General features: G+C 38.5%; 12 protein-coding genes and 2 other annotated features. Of the genes, 1 reads left to right on the top strand and 11 read right to left on the bottom strand.

Annotated features, from left to right (window positions below; translation table 11 throughout):
* The first annotated feature begins 590 nt into the window (after positions 1–590).
* Entirely contained in the window at positions 591–2,099 is a 1,509-nt protein-coding gene (locus NKR21_RS04190; RefSeq protein WP_144457448.1) for an AcpB/EbpR/MafR family transcriptional regulator, read from the top strand.
* A gap of 53 nt (positions 2,100–2,152) precedes the next feature.
* Here NKR21_RS04190 and NKR21_RS04185 read toward each other — a convergent pair whose 3' ends face one another.
* The 11 genes from NKR21_RS04185 to NKR21_RS04135 form a co-directional block, all read right to left on the bottom strand.
* A complete protein-coding gene (locus NKR21_RS04185; protein WP_003217864.1) occupies positions 2,153–2,434 on the bottom strand; it encodes a hypothetical protein in 282 nt (93 codons plus the stop codon).
* A 313-nt stretch (positions 2,435–2,747) separates the two neighbouring features.
* Entirely contained in the window at positions 2,748–4,037 is a 1,290-nt protein-coding gene (locus NKR21_RS04180; RefSeq protein WP_238389102.1) for a hypothetical protein, read from the bottom strand.
* 17 nt (positions 4,038–4,054) lie between these two features.
* Positions 4,055–4,621, bottom strand: coding sequence for a hypothetical protein (locus NKR21_RS04175; RefSeq protein WP_144457444.1), 567 nt, complete (start codon positions 4,619–4,621; stop codon positions 4,055–4,057).
* Positions 4,622–4,794: 173 nt separating this feature from the next.
* Positions 4,795–6,717 carry a threonine--tRNA ligase gene (gene thrS, locus NKR21_RS04170; RefSeq protein ID WP_144457442.1) on the bottom strand — a complete coding sequence of 641 codons (1,923 nt, stop codon included), beginning with the start codon at positions 6,715–6,717 and terminating at the stop codon, positions 4,795–4,797.
* A 51-nt stretch (positions 6,718–6,768) separates the two neighbouring features.
* Positions 6,769–6,993 (bottom strand) — a binding site (T-box leader).
* Between the two features lie 37 nt (positions 6,994–7,030).
* Positions 7,031–7,253: a binding site (T-box leader), on the bottom strand.
* 74 nt (positions 7,254–7,327) lie between these two features.
* The gene (locus tag NKR21_RS04165; RefSeq protein WP_144457440.1) at positions 7,328–8,512 is read right to left on the bottom strand and encodes a DUF1835 domain-containing protein; all 1,185 of its coding nucleotides are present in this window, start codon (positions 8,510–8,512) and stop codon (positions 7,328–7,330) included.
* 233 nt (positions 8,513–8,745) lie between these two features.
* Positions 8,746–9,576, bottom strand: a complete 831-nt coding sequence (locus tag NKR21_RS04160) for a DNA alkylation repair protein (protein ID WP_144457438.1) — start codon at positions 9,574–9,576, stop codon at positions 8,746–8,748.
* Between the two features lie 137 nt (positions 9,577–9,713).
* Positions 9,714–10,901 carry an MFS transporter gene (locus tag NKR21_RS04155; RefSeq protein WP_144457436.1) on the bottom strand — a complete coding sequence of 396 codons (1,188 nt, stop codon included), beginning with the start codon at positions 10,899–10,901 and terminating at the stop codon, positions 9,714–9,716.
* 26 nt (positions 10,902–10,927) lie between these two features.
* The gene (locus tag NKR21_RS04150) at positions 10,928–11,755 is read right to left on the bottom strand and encodes a MerR family transcriptional regulator (protein ID WP_119124580.1); all 828 of its coding nucleotides are present in this window, start codon (positions 11,753–11,755) and stop codon (positions 10,928–10,930) included.
* 139 nt (positions 11,756–11,894) lie between these two features.
* A complete protein-coding gene (locus NKR21_RS04145) occupies positions 11,895–12,407 on the bottom strand; it encodes a hypothetical protein (RefSeq protein WP_144457433.1) in 513 nt (170 codons plus the stop codon).
* Positions 12,397–12,822, bottom strand: a complete 426-nt coding sequence (locus NKR21_RS04140) for a DUF6508 domain-containing protein (protein WP_144457431.1) — start codon at positions 12,820–12,822, stop codon at positions 12,397–12,399. Before NKR21_RS04140 ends, NKR21_RS04145 begins: the two co-directional genes overlap by 11 nt.
* A 97-nt stretch (positions 12,823–12,919) precedes the next feature.
* Positions 12,920–14,788: an alpha/beta fold hydrolase gene (locus NKR21_RS04135; RefSeq protein ID WP_144457429.1), complete on the bottom strand. Its 1,869-nt coding sequence runs from the start codon at positions 14,786–14,788 to the stop codon at positions 12,920–12,922.
* Between the last annotated feature and the right edge of the window lie 6 nt (positions 14,789–14,794).

The following is a 14,794-nucleotide window of genomic DNA, read 5'->3' as shown; positions in this document are numbered from 1 at the left end:
TGATCAATCATGAGGTTGAAAGGAAATCACAGTAGTGGAAATAGTAACTGGATAGGGGTCTATAGTAATGGGGAATAGTGAGAGGATCGTGATTGTGAAAAAGAATAAATGTGAATGTTTCTATTTATACTGGAATAAACAATAAATTATAATACATGCATATATAAGCATGTACTCACATATGGGTCATTCATATGAAACAAGCGTGTATCATACTGTATGTAAGGCGAGTCAGTTCAGCATTATGTAGATCGCATTCCTTTCTACTCCCTTTCATATGGTAATCAAAAAGCTGTTGCGTTTTATTCTTACATTTACCGTTTCAACAGCAAAAAAATAAACTTAAATATCTAAAATGATCCATTTTTATAGGATTCATGGCTTACTTATCACCTTTTAAAAGAAATATATGGAGAATCAGGGCATAACATTTGTTTTCGTCTAATTTTTTTCTCTTTTATCATGAAAAGTGAAGACAAAACGATTTAGCCTAAACATTAAAATCATTTTATGCCTATTTAGAGAATCAAATGTTCTTTAAGTGAACTTCATAATATAAAGGCAAACCAAGGGAAGGAGATAGTTGTTTAATGGAGCTCATTGATAGTAAATCAAAGAGATGGATAAAAATTTTAAAACTGCTTGTATCAAAAGATAAGTGGTGGAGCCTTCAAGAGATATCGAATGAACAAATCGGTTCGGTTCGTGCCATTCAAAGCGATTTAGAACAAATGAAGTCGTTCCAAACAGAGAACGGAGAGCCGTTAATCCACATAAAGCCAAGACAAGGCATATCCATTTCTTATACACAGACGATACGAGTCGACTACTATATCAAAGAAATTCTAAAAGATACGATTGAAATTCGATTGATTGACGGCGTTTTCTTTGAACAAAACAGGTCTTTCTATGAATGGATGGACACGCTGAATATCAGTAGATCCACATTGTATAACACCATTCATAAAATCAATTCGCTTCTTATCTCGTATGACATTGAATTACGACCAGATAGTATGCAGTTCCATGGAAATGAGAAGGAGATTCGTCAATTTTTTGTGGAATTTTTGTTTGAAGTGTATGGAAGCAGGCTTTGGCCATTCGATGATATTCAAAAGCAAGATGCAGTTGATTATTTACAAAAGCTATTTCAGGTGCTTGAAGTCAATCTACCAGATGTGGCGATAGATAAATTTTGCCTATGGCTCGCCGTTTCCATTCACCGAGTGAGGAAAAATTTTACCATTCGACGCAATTATACGTACTCAATGGATAAGGAAAAACAAACATCTACAGCTAAAGGTATCTATAAACAAATCAAAAACTTGGAAGAACAAGTTTGCCAAATGACAAAGGACATTTTTGGTGTTACGTTGGATCGTCATGAATTTGTCTTTTTACTATTGATTGAACCAGCTATTGGCCATTATAAATCAATTGAAACGGTCGAAGAAAAATTGACGTTCTTTCAATCGCATACACCACACCTCTTTGAAGCCATTCATTCCTTTATCAATCAATTGGAGTTGATTTTTCATCAAGAGGTGGCTAATCGCAAGGCGATGACACTGATTCTTCTCCAATATTATGTGTATTCTAGGGAAATTACCGTAAGAGATGGATTCCTTTTCAAAAAGAAATCGAGTTATTTATCAGAGGTAAAAAAACAGCTCCCTTACTTCTATTCGAGGATTACTCATATCATCCAAGAGTTAAAAACAGACGATATACTCGCTTCTTTTGTGAAAAATGAACGAGAATTGATTCGTATCATTACTTCTAACTGGAGGGGGCTTGTTCATTTGGAAATGAATCGGAGAAACGTGTTGAACATTTTTGTCATTTCAACATTAGGTTATAATCATAGTTTGTTTATTGCGGATTTAATTAAATTAAGATTGCCTCCTCTCATTCATATTTTCACAAGTCCAGAAAATACATTAAATGAAGTGACAATGGATCGACTTGGGATTGATATGATTGTGACCGATACTGAGCTTCCTCATCAATTAGGACGGTCTACGCTACTGATCAGCTCTTTTCCAACAAAGAAAGAATTGGACAACTTGCACTCAAGATTGGTTGATATGACAAACTAAGATTCACCAAAAAAAGCTGCTGAGGAGCCCTCTAGCAGCTTTTTGCTTCTGTATTAATGAAGCACGATTTGTTCATTCATCAAATCAATGGCATAAAGCGATTGCTCATATTCATCTAATAGAAGGTATACTTTGAGCGGTGCAGCCGTTTGATCTGTCTGCTGCGTGAATAGGACACAAGTGAATTTTTCGATCCCCTCTGGCAGCTTGCTTTTCAGAAAAGGATGAAGAATAGGAGAGATTCGAAGGGTATCAACATCTTTTAGCCAAAGTTCATCTTGTAACGCAGGATAATGGTCAACCAAAAACTGACGAAACACTTCCAATGTACTCAAGGTAGATATCCTCACTTTCTTCTATCATGGCTTCAAGCTTACCTAAACCAAACATGTTCAAAGTCATCCTATGATGTCAGCCCACCAAATGTCGTATACGACTAGAGACACGATTTCATTTTTTTCAAACAGCATTGTAGATCAACTTGACTGTCATGAGTGTTTCATATGTATGACGTCTACTCATATTCCAACCGATGGACCTATGATCATATTCTTATTTGTTTCTTTCGTGATGAAACGACAACTTCCTGCTACAAAATTCCAAATTTCTTCAAAAAATTGGGGCAACGAGTCAAAAAAGAACAGCTCCTCACTGTTCTTTCAAAGAAAACACTTCGCCGCTCACTGCATCAACACCATCATGGCAATCGAGCTTTCCGCATAGAACATATTGTTTTTGCACTTCGTCATAGACGTAGATAGGTGTAAGTTCAAGACGTTCTCTCAATTTTTCAAAGGCTTCTTTCTGAGATATAGAAATTTCATTTGCCGCTTGAGAGGGGCTGAGTATCCCGCACACTTGAAACATCTCTTTTTTGTCGATGTAATTAACGGCTTCAAACGAGCTGGCGTCAATGAAGACTTTGAGCTTGTCCATAAACCCACTGCTTTCTTGCCCGTTCGTTTTTAATATCGCATGGATGTATCCATGATCACGATGGAGTGTTTTCAGAACCCACTTTCCTGAATCCTTTGGATATTTTTGCGCCAAGAAGGTTCGAACTGCTTTGATACACTCGGCTTGCTCTTCTTTTGATATCGGTAAGGCATCTGGTGACGGTTCCAATGAGAATGCTTGTTCAGCTGAAATATTCTCATGAATGTCTATTTCTTTTTTTTCAAAGGTATTGTTTAACGGTTCATTCCATTCAATGACCTCATTCACATGTATACAATGCGTTTCTTCACGTCCAATTTCATACGGAATCGTGCCTGTTCCATCGTTTTTCACATAAATTTCTTCTAACGCATAAATAGATCGGATCCGGTTATGCTCGAAGGAAGGCCATTGAAACAGCTGGACTTGCTGCTTAGCTAAGTTTTCCAGCTTATCAAGAGAAAGCGCATATTCCTCAGCTTTCAGTAATGTTTTAGCTAAAAATGGGCCGTGGTGTGTAAAGTACATGAGCTGTCCATGTTCATTCCATTTCACTTCGATTCTGCCTGAAGGTGTGACTTTCACACCATCTATTGCTTCTTCAAAAGAAAGTTCCCCTCTCTCCTTATGGTGCATATGAAAATGCTCTCCATAGATCAACCCTGTTTCTTGTTCGATCCATTGAATGACATGAGCTGGATAAGGTCTCTTAAACGTGACACCGTGCCGCGCATAGGTTTTGTCCATAACAAAAATAACCGATTCGATCTGTCCTGTATTCAAATTCACTTCAATGACAGCTGTGCCGTCTGGGTTGACATCGTCGTCTTCAGGTTCAGCTTCATGAGAGGGGAACCATTCCATATTCAATGTATAAATCGTTTCATTGAACATGTTGACGTAACGATAAAAACTGTGTCTTTTTAAATAGTAAAGATCTAAGCCAAATTTCACCTTTGTCTGATCGATTAATTGTTGAATGTTTGCATTCAATGGTTTCACCTCAAAATGGTTTTGTTTTATGGAAGAAGAAAGGTGACAATAAAGCCGACTATGATGATCGCTGATAATAATCCTAAAACCAATGACATCATGTTTGATTCCTTTGTAAAGCCTTTTAATTCACCTTCAGTCGACCGGTCAATTTTTCTAAAGCGATAAAGCATGCTTAAATTAATAAGGGCTAGAGTTACAAATAATAAGAAAAGTAAAAGTATAGGTTGTATGTTTAAGAATGGATTCGTTACATCTTGGAAACTAAATGACTGGAGAAACATCAGACTACTCAATACCACTCTCGAAATATTTTCTGACCTCTTTTCTTTCTCCCACTCTTCCCCCAATTTTTCTTTTTCATAAATGGCTATCTGCTCGAAAATAGGAATGAAAGACTTTGTTGAGCCTTTCTTAATAAAACCATAAATACTTAGAAAGAGCATGATAAATCCTAAACAAAGAAAGAAATGTGTAAATCGAATATCAGACATTTGAAACAAGATAAAAAAAGCGACGATCATGATGCAGACTATTAAATTAGAGACAGCTATCTGTTTTCTTCTCATCTTTTTCAGTGTAGCTTGTTCCATGTAATACTCCTCTCCGTTTTCAATGTTTCTGTTAAACGCTCTATCTTTATTACGATTCCACCGAAAAAATGTTTCAATATTTTCCCTTTCTATTGTCAATTCGGCTTTTTTCACAAATGAAAAGACGCCCATCATTCAATGAACGTCTTATCCTTCTTCATGAAATCAGTACATCATATTTGGGCAACTGTTCTATCTTTTATTTGTTGAGCCGCCATGTGTTGAAAGTCATCAATAGACAGCTGTTTTGAAGTCTTTTCTCCATGCTGTCTGATATTCAGTGTTTTTTCTTGCATTTCTGTATCGCCAATGACAGCGATATAAGGGATTTTTTGCATTTGTGCTTCTCTCATTTTATAGCCGAGCTTTTCATCCCGTTCATCGATTGAGACTCTGATGCCGATCTTTCTTAATTGCTGCTGCACCTCGAGGCAATGATCAAGGTGAATCTTTGAGACAGGAATGATTTGTACTTGCACTGGTGCCAGCCATAACGGGAAGGCGCCAGCGAAATGCTCAATGAGAATGCCAAGGAAACGATCAAGAGAACCGAAAATGGCACTGTGAATCACAACAGGCCGTACCTTTTCATTCTTTTCATTGATATATGTTAAATCAAATTTCTCAGGCATTTGAAAATCTAGCTGGATTGTGGCGCACTGATGGCTACGCTGCAAGGCGTCTTTAATATGAAAATCGATCTTCGGGCCATAAAATGCCCCATCTCCTTCATTTAGCTGATAATCGACCTTTAGCCGATCAAGCACATTCTTTAGTGCTGATTCAGAAATATCCCAAATGGCATCATCCCCTAACGCCTTTTCTGGACGAGTAGATAGTTCCACAGAGTACTCAAACCCAAATGTCCGATACACATGATCAACTAATTGGAAAATCCGTTTGATTTCAGCTTCAATTTGATCTTCTCTCAAAAAAATATGGGCATCATCTTGGCAAAATGTTCTGACCCTGAACAATCCATTTAATGCGCCGCTAAATTCATGACGATGCACCTGACCAAACTCAGCCATTCTGATCGGAAGGTCTCTATATGAAAATAAGCTGTTTTTAAACATGAGCATATGTCCTGGACAGTTCATCGGTTTTAAAGCAAAGCTTGTATGATCAACTTCTGAGAAATACATATTTTCATGATAATGATCCCAGTGACCTGACTTTTCCCATAGCTCTTGGTTCATCATAAACGGTGTGCTCACTTCTTCATATTGCGCTTTGCTTCGAACTTCTCTTGAAAAGGCCATTAATTCATTTCTCACAATCTGACCTTTTGGTAAATAAAACGGCATACCTGGCGCTTCTTCTGAAAACATGAACAGAGATAATTGTTTCCCTAATTTTCGGTGATCACGTTTGCTTGCTTCTTCCATGAAATGAAGATACTCGGCTAGTTGTTTTGGATGTTGAAACGCGACACCATACACTCGCTGCAATACATCTTGCTGACTATCACCCCGCCAATAAGCCCCTGCCACACGTGTTAGCTTAACTGACTTTACGAATCCAGTAGAAGGTAAATGAGGCCCGCGGCATAAATCGATAAATTCACCTTGCTGATACACTGTGATGGCTTCTTCAGATGGGAGACGATTTAAAATATCCAGCTTATATGGATCATGCTCAAACATCGATTCAGCTTCTTTGTAGGAAATCTCCTTTCTTTGGATAAGATGATTCTCGTTGATGATGTTTTCCATTTCTTTTTCAATTGCAGCCAAATCCTCTACACTTAATGTTTGATTCAGCTTCATGTCATAGTAAAATCCATTTTCAATAACAGGCCCGATTCCAAGTGTGACATTGCCGTATAACCTTTTCACAGCTTGGGCTAATACGTGTGCAGATGTATGACGTAGCACTTCAAGCCCTTCTTTTGAATCGAGTGTGACAATAGACAGCCGAGTATCGCTTTCCAGCTGATGACTGACATCGACCATTTGTTCATTGATCTTTCCTGCCACTGCTTTCTTCCTTAAGCTTGGGCTAATATAGGAGGCAACATCTGCGACAGTCGTACCTGCAGAGAACTCCTTTATCTTTCCATCTGGAAATTGAATCTTCACCATTTTTTCTCTCATGACTGACACACCTTTCTTTTTTTAAAAATAAAAAAACACACCCATCCCGTGTAAAGGGACGAATGTGTAATCCGTGGTTCCACCCAAATTCCCATAATGCATACTCGCTTTATGGCTCTGGTGCCGTAACGTGGCATAGTCGGTATTGGATACTTCAATTTTCCCCAATACAGCTCAAAGGTGGTAAGACAACTTTTCTGCGTTAGGAAGATTTCAGCGTGACTTCCCTCTCTGGTAACCGATAAAAGCTGCTCATGTCCTTTTCAAAGCAATGATCATATATGAGTGTACAAAAAAACACACCCATCCCTCATAAAGGGACGAATGTGTGATCCGTGGTTCCACCCAAATTCCCATAACGCGTATTCGCTTTATGGCTCTGGTGCCGTAACGTGGCGTAGACGATATTGGATACTATGATTTCCCCAATACAGCTCAAAGGTGGTAAGACATTTTTCTGCGCTAGGAAGATTTCAGCGTAACTTCCCTCTCTGATAACCAGTAAAAATGACTCATGTCCTTTTCTTCGCTTTTAATTTCTCCATATCTTACATGAAGATGATGGATCATGTAAAGCTTTATTTTTTGCAGAGCAATTGCAATTCATTCTTTAAATGTAATATTGCGCGTATTCACTTGGGCTGTATTCAATTTGAAACGCAGGAGATAAGGCGCGTTTCACTTCTTCAGTGATGCGCTCTCCTTCTTGATTGAATTTCTTTTCCATGTCTGCGCCATTTGGCAGCAATTCATCTGTCTCTTCGTCAAACCAGCGGCCATACTGTATATTCCAATTCCAGATCTTCGAGAAAAGGGTATCGCTTACTGGTACATCATCTCTTTCTAAATGACATTGACAATGCCCACAATGAAAAGGTTCACCACCGTAATCTCCTTCAATTTTCACAAAAGGATGCTTCTCAAATTCTCGACAGCACACCCATTTTTTGAAGTGCTGACCGAAGTCTGTCAGTTTAATTGAGTAATAACGCATGGAAGTGCGTCTTCCTATCATGTCAAAAATGCCTTGATCAATTAATGTCTTCAGTCGATACTCAATAAAATCATCACCGATATACTGTTCTAAATGACCGATCACTTCTCCTATTAAGCGTGGCGTGACGATGTACTCCTCTTTTGGTTCGGAATGATGAAGTCGCTTAGCCATTTTCACTAAGTAAGCATCAAATTCATCTTCTGGTACGCTGATCGCTTGTCCTTTTTTCCATATCCGCAGCGTATGATTTTCTTTAGCAAATGAAAGCCATTCGTTTTGTAATCTTTCTCTTTCTTCTGTTGACACTGTGTGAATATGCTCTTTACTTCTGTACAAAACCTTCAATTTTTCTGATGTGATTTCCCCGGCATGCCGAATATCCATTCGTCTTGTATTTGTATTGAACAGCTTGTCAAATGCAGTCGTTGTATTGATGAGAGACAATTCAATGTTTTTCTTTTTTAATAAATAGATGGCATATCGCAAACCAATTTGCTCATGGGCATTGTTGCCTGTCCAAATGAGGATACGCGTATCATCTTTTATATCTTTTATTTGCTGAAGCATTCTATGCTGATCGATGACCACGTCATCAAAATAGCCATATTCTTTTGACATCACGTGACGAAGCCACTCTATACGATTCTCCTGTCCCTCATGTTCATGCAAATGTAGAAGGGGTCCAATCGAATAAATGTCATCAAAGGCGATGATATCATTTACTTGATCTTGCTTCATTTCGCAGAATGCTTGTTTTAAACTACCGGCAGTCGCTGCCCCAAATACGATATGTATCATCATCCGTCTCCCTTTATCTTACAATTTATTTCATCTTCACCTATTCATGGTTCTTGCGTCAATTCTATTGAGTCAATTTCATTCAAAAGTATGACAATGAGAGGTTAAGATATATAGAATGCAGAATGAAAGAGACTTTATCCCATGAAATGGGGCAATCTGTTTACTAAGCTGGCTTTGAGGCTTTCTCTTCGATTGATAGAAATCCCCCTTCTATTAGTTCAATTTCTTATTCACAAATTCCCCTTCACAATCGTTCTCTTGGCTTTCTTCACAATTCTGTTAGTTGCTTTTGTGTCAGACTCCTTTGACCACTGGTCGCACAGGTTTGTTACCCAATTTGGTTGTGTTTTACTCGCGTCATTGAGCCAGTTTCCTACAGAATCTTGAACATATGTGGATGAATCGGATTTGAGTAAATTTAGAATAGGCAGTGCTCTCTCTGGCACTTGTTTTAATAACTCAATATGCTTTGTCCATACTCCTCTTGGACGGATCGACTCTACAGAGAAACGGCGAAGATTTTCATCCTCACTTTTTGCCCATTCTGTTAAATGCTCTATACTTTGATCGAGCTGAAGACTGAGACTTTCTCTCACTGACATCCACGCAATTTCTCGAACACCAAAATGATGATCAGCTGCAAATGGCTGAATGTACGCGAGTTTCTCTTCCAGTGTTGATAAACTCTGTTTGTTCATATAAGCAGCCCAACAGCGAACGCTATCAGATACGTGGTGAGCAAATGCCTGCAACACTTCCACTTGTTTTTCTTCATTCTCTTCATGTAGCACGTCATCTAACAATTGACCAATGAGCCGAATGGCTTTCATTCCTGATTCAGCTTTTTGTTTAGTGATCTCAGATAATACATCGTCTAAACGATGCTCTAATCCAACGGACGGCAAAACATGCTGTATTAGCGTCATATGATTGACAGCCAACCATTCGGTTAAATTCACACTTTCGATCTCTCCCTGATTCAAAAGGGTCAAGACGTCATGAGGGATATCAGTCCCCTTTCGAGCGCCTTTTCGATTGATGATTTCCTCACTTATTGGCATGCTGTATTCTCTCCTTGTCTAGCGGATTGGATATTGACTCCTATTGTAGCAAATAACCAACTTCACTGGTGCATTCTTCAAATCAAAAAGGAACTACCCGAAATAAGTAGTTCCTTCCATACAGCATTGAAATCCAGTTAACTTCCTTGCCCGATCACCTTCAAACTCTTACGCTGAGAAAATCGGTCAAACGCTACCATTAGAATGGTCATGAGTAAAGCAAGGAAAACCGTACCAGCACTGATCCAGCTTAGGTTTAATATAGATGTTTCGCTTAGCACAATTCCTCCTACACCAGAACCTAAAGCAAATCCGAATTGAATAAATGATGTATTGACACTTAATGCGATATCTGGAGATTTTGGTACAAGTGTGACAAGATATAACTGCTGTGCTGGTGATGTGCTCCATGTAGCGATCATCCATATCATGATGACAGCCACCATGACCACGAGATTCCCTGTGACAAATGATAGCAGCATGAGCATGATGATTTGCAAAATGATTCCCGAAAAAATTGTGAATATTGGACCTTTTTTATCTGCCGTCATCCCTCCAAGGCTGGAGCCCAAAAAGCTGCATATTCCTGCTAGTAACAAAATGCCACTAATTTCTGTGATGCTCAGATTTGCTGATGCTTGCAGGAAGGGTGTTAAATAGGTAAACAACGTGGAATATCCACCTACATAAAATAGCGTCACTGCTACCGCCAGTAATATTCGCTTATCTTTTAAAATCGATAACTGCATACGAAGCGTCACCGGTTCTTGTTCTTTCATAGAGGGAATCCGCCTATACACAACAATCAGCGGAATAAGCGTGATCAATCCAATGGCTGCGAATAATGCTTTCCATCCGATCATACTGCTTAGAAATGTCCCAATCGGAACGCCTAAAACCAAGGAGCTGCTTAACCCCATTAAAATGATACCAATAGCTGTTCCTCTTTTTTCACGTTCTACAAGACGAGTCGCAACAGCCATTGCCACTACAATAGCCGTCCCCCCACTGATTCCTTGTAAAACCCTTGTCATCATCACCATTTCAAATGAATGGCTGACACTTGTGATGATATTGCTTAAAATAAAAATCATCAGCATCCATGACAGTATTTTTTTTCGATCTATATTAATGGTCAGTACAATGACAATCGGTGCACCGATTGCCGCTGAGAGCGCTAAAGACGTGACCAATAATCCAGCAGCTGACGTCGTGACCTGTAAATCATCTGCGACCATTTGAATAATGCCTGTAATGATATATTCGATTGTTCCAATTAAAAAGGCTGCTAATGCAAGTAAATAAACAACGGTTTTATTCTTCATTGTGACGTTTCTCCTTTGTGCAATGATTACGATTTGATTTTCTCTATAATCGGAATTTGAATTTCAATGAGTCTGCCTTCTTCAGTTTCAGACAATGGATAATAAATCTCTCGGCCCGGCTGATCTTCTTTCATGCGGTATCCGTTATTTTCGATCCATGTCGCTAGGTCAATACAAGCTGTTTGTGCGGATGGAGAATGTGAATGAAATAATAGTGTCGCCATGGTTTCTTCAGCAGGTAACGTTCGTATCGTGATTCCTTGAGGAAGATTGCCTTTTAACGCTTTGATGGAATACCCGACCTCAAATTCAAACTCACTTTCCTTTTCGAATGATTCCCTCCATAGCACCACTTGTGGTCCCGAAATCGATTCTTGTTGATGTTTAAGTAATAAATGATGAAACGTTTGAAAGAATGAGGGAATCTCATCAACCGTTCCGTTAGATTGGAAAGACAGGATACGTTTGCTTTCAACGGATTTGATGATGACCTCCTGTTCTTTTTCAACACATCCCTCTCTTTTGATGAGGTGCATCCGTTCCTTAATACGCGCCAATTTCTGTTGTTCTTTCTCGATCAATTGCTGAATTTCACTTTCTTTCAGCAGAAACATGCCCTGAATCTGCTCTACTGAGATATCTTCACGAAGAAGCTGCGCCATTTGCTTCAACGTAAAACCCAATTCCTTGTACAGAAAAATTCGGTTAACCTCAAGCAGCTGTTCAGCAGAGTAATAACGGTATCCTGAATCTTGATCAATCTGCTTAGGTTTTAGTAAATCAATTTGGTCATAATATCTTAAGGTTTTAACAGGCACTTTACTTAACATTGAAAAATCGCCAATCTTGAACACCCTGCATCTCCTCCGTTTTGTTGATCTGATCAAAGTATAAACCTTTCAGTTAAGGGGAAGGTCAACATGAAGTTGAATAAATTTTTCAAAAGCGCAAAAAAACCTAGATTTCTCTAACATCTAGGTTTTGCTCATTATTCTAAAATTTTTCTAATAAGCCCATCTCTTCCACAATCTTTATATCATTCATAAACCGTTGCAAACTTACTTTGTTCTCTTTTTTCTGTAAATCCGAAGAATAACCTAAGCATAGATTAAAAATACTATCTAACCTTTCTCCGACCCCACTATAAAAATAATTCGTCAATATTCCATTATTTTCACTTGCAAGAACTACAACTGTAGCCATCTCTAATACATATTCTATATCTTCTTTAGAAATCGTTCGATCTTTTTTCTTAGCACTGATGAATTCATGACTATGAATAGAGCGAATCCTACCTTCAAGTAAATTGAGTATAGACTTCTTATAAATGACATACACCCTGTGAATATGATGTTTATCAGGACAATAGGAATCTTGTAAAATGAATGTTATACGTTCATCATCTTTTTCCATTTTTATTGCATCAAGATCATTTAATAAAATATGCTCAATTTCTTCTATTTTCATAGGATGAAAAGTATAGGCTGCATCTGTTTTACTTTTCATTTGTTGAATCCAAACAATCCAATCTTTCTAGGCACTTGACAATAGCTCCGCTTTTAAGAAAATTGAGGATGGCACCCTCGCTAAATCGTTCGGCTCTCACAACCTCCATCATCAGAGCAAGCACACACTGCGCATTTAAGTTTGAAATGTCCACATTCTCCATAACGTTCATTCCCGATTCAATCCCATTTTCTTTCAGGATTTCTCTGTAGCGGATAAGCTCCATCTCTTCGTGTTGTTCTGCAAAGGTGTAAATATCTGCAATCAAGTGACGAACCGTTTCGGAATAATTCACAAAGGGCATCTGAATCGGATGTTCAGCTGTACCATCATTTTCTCGATCGATGACCCATTTTCCAATAGGATCTTCCTGAAGCACCGGTATGTATTTTGTTAGAATATCGAATTGGCTCATTCTCATTCTCCTCTATTTCATTGATATGGTTCACTTTGTTTCTCGCGATTTCATCAAATATTTTACTAGTGAAATGATTTAGCCACGCTGGTCTACCTCAAACTTTTTTTGTTCCCCATACTTTCATCTGCTTTATGACCAATGCGGCTGTTTCACTCGGATGGCTAAGAGGGAAATGATGACCATATGGAACAAAATCAACCTGACCAAGATGTGATGGGGCTGAATAGCCTTTGTCATCCTTCCCCCAAATGATATGAAGATGATCCTTTGTGACCTTATTGAAATGATCTTGATTGATTTTCTGTAGTAAGCTGTTAAGCTGAACCGTCGTATTTAATATTCTAGGAGACGTCAAACTATTTCTGACTTTTTCAATATAATGTGCAGGGATGCTCTCCGTATTTTCAAACAAACCATTCCTTAATACATAACGCCCTATCATATTAGTCGAAGCCCATTTCAATGTCCATTTGTTCATAAATTGAGGAACATTTCGTGATGCAGCATGTCTCTTCTCAACAGGCGGCTGAAGTAAAGTGATTGAATATTTCTTATTAATGTACCCTTTTACCAATGCTTCCAGAAGAATATACGCACCGAATGAATGACCGATTAGATGTGCACCATTTGCCGCTTTCTCCAATAACTTTTGCACTACATTCAAATACATATCTAGAAGATGTTTCTCTCGTTTAAAAGGAGAACGTCCCAAACCCGGAAGATCCAAGATCCATACAGGTTGTCCCGTTTTTTCATGAAGCTCTTGTGCTAAAGGGAATAAATCCTCTCCATCGCTCAATAAACCATGTAGTAAAATAAACGGTTTACCTTCTCCTTGTAATTGATAAAGAGTCGAGTTATCACATAGTGTTCGTTTAAATAAATGATCATCCTTACCGTTTGGATTCATCATTCGATAATCCAGATCAGCTACTACAGCAGGGAAAAATTTCATGACACTCGTCTTCTGAAACCAATCTTGTCCCATTATTTTTTTCGCTGAACCATTTGAAAACGTTCGTTTTGTCATAAAGTTCAGTCCATCCGAAGGAATGTTTGTGATTTTACTTACGCCACTATTCATTATAGCTTTCATCAGTGGCATTGGGACAAACATTTTTGGTGCCCTCATATTCATACTTTCTGACATCACACTCAATAATTCGCCAATATTCTGATCGCGCTGCTTGTCTTCAACCAGCGTATATGTTTGAATAGCCGGTTGCTCCAATTTGAAAACCTGCACAATAAACTTCGCAAACTCATCGTTTGAAATAAGTGGCAACCTATAATCGTTACCTCCAGGAATCACCGGCATGAGCCCTCTTCGCATACTTTTCACAAGCAAACCTACTCCTGCTATTTGCTCTGTACTCCCCGTTTGACTACTACCGACGACAGTTGGCGGATTAATGACAGAAAGCGGATAACCTACTGCTGATGCCTGTTGACGAATATACAGATCTGCTAAAAATTTTGTTCTCTCATATGCATTTTTTATTTTCAAATAGCTGTTTCCTTCTTGAAACACATCAATTTCAACCTTGCTATTTTGATCATCAAAGGGACTCATATAGCCGACAACATGAATAAATTGCTGCAAGCCCTTCAATTGATGAATACGTTTCGCTAAGTCACTTATATGTTTAGCGCCATTTAAAAAGACGGAAGCTGCCTCTTTACTTGTTGCTTGAATATCCATGGGTCCTCCTGCGTGAATGATCACATCCGTTTTCAGTACCCTCTCCTTATCTTCAGCACTTAGACCCAAGTCGACTTTCGTCAAATCACCTTCAACAAAGTGCATCACTACCTCTTTTAAGATGCCTCTTTCTTGAAAAGTGCGTGTTGCTTTCCTTTTTGACCTCACTAAAAGAAGAATATTCACATCCTCTTTGACTAATTCTTTCACTAATTGCCTTCCAATAAAGCCTGTTCCACCAGTTAAAAATACTGTTTTCATATGAAG

Source organism: Bacillus sp. 1735sda2 (assembly GCF_024159245.1).
Classification (GTDB): domain Bacteria; phylum Bacillota; class Bacilli; order Bacillales; family Bacillaceae; genus Bacillus; species Bacillus pumilus_O.
Note: the sequence above shows the minus strand (reverse complement) of the source record. Positions and strands in the feature narration are given on the sequence as shown.

Bases quoted from the DNA above. Each gene is read 5' to 3' on its own strand.
- NKR21_RS04175 (WP_144457444.1), bottom strand. From the start codon at position 4,621: ATGGAACAAGCTACACTGAAAAAGATGAGAAGAAAACAGATAGCTGTC.
- NKR21_RS04165 (WP_144457440.1), bottom strand. From the start codon at position 8,512: ATGATACATATCGTATTTGGGGCAGCGACTGCCGGTAGTTTAAAACAA.
- NKR21_RS04155 (WP_144457436.1), bottom strand. From the start codon at position 10,901: ATGAAGAATAAAACCGTTGTTTATTTACTTGCATTAGCAGCCTTTTTA.
- NKR21_RS04140 (WP_144457431.1), bottom strand. From the start codon at position 12,822: ATGAGCCAATTCGATATTCTAACAAAATACATACCGGTGCTTCAGGAA.
- NKR21_RS04145 (WP_144457433.1), bottom strand. From the start codon at position 12,407: ATGAAAAGTAAAACAGATGCAGCCTATACTTTTCATCCTATGAAAATA.
- NKR21_RS04190 (WP_144457448.1), top strand. From the start codon at position 591: ATGGAGCTCATTGATAGTAAATCAAAGAGATGGATAAAAATTTTAAAA.
- thrS (WP_144457442.1), bottom strand. From the start codon at position 6,717: ATGAGAGAAAAAATGGTGAAGATTCAATTTCCAGATGGAAAGATAAAG.
- NKR21_RS04135 (WP_144457429.1), bottom strand. From the start codon at position 14,788: ATGAAAACAGTATTTTTAACTGGTGGAACAGGCTTTATTGGAAGGCAA.
- NKR21_RS04160 (WP_144457438.1), bottom strand. From the start codon at position 9,576: ATGCCAATAAGTGAGGAAATCATCAATCGAAAAGGCGCTCGAAAGGGG.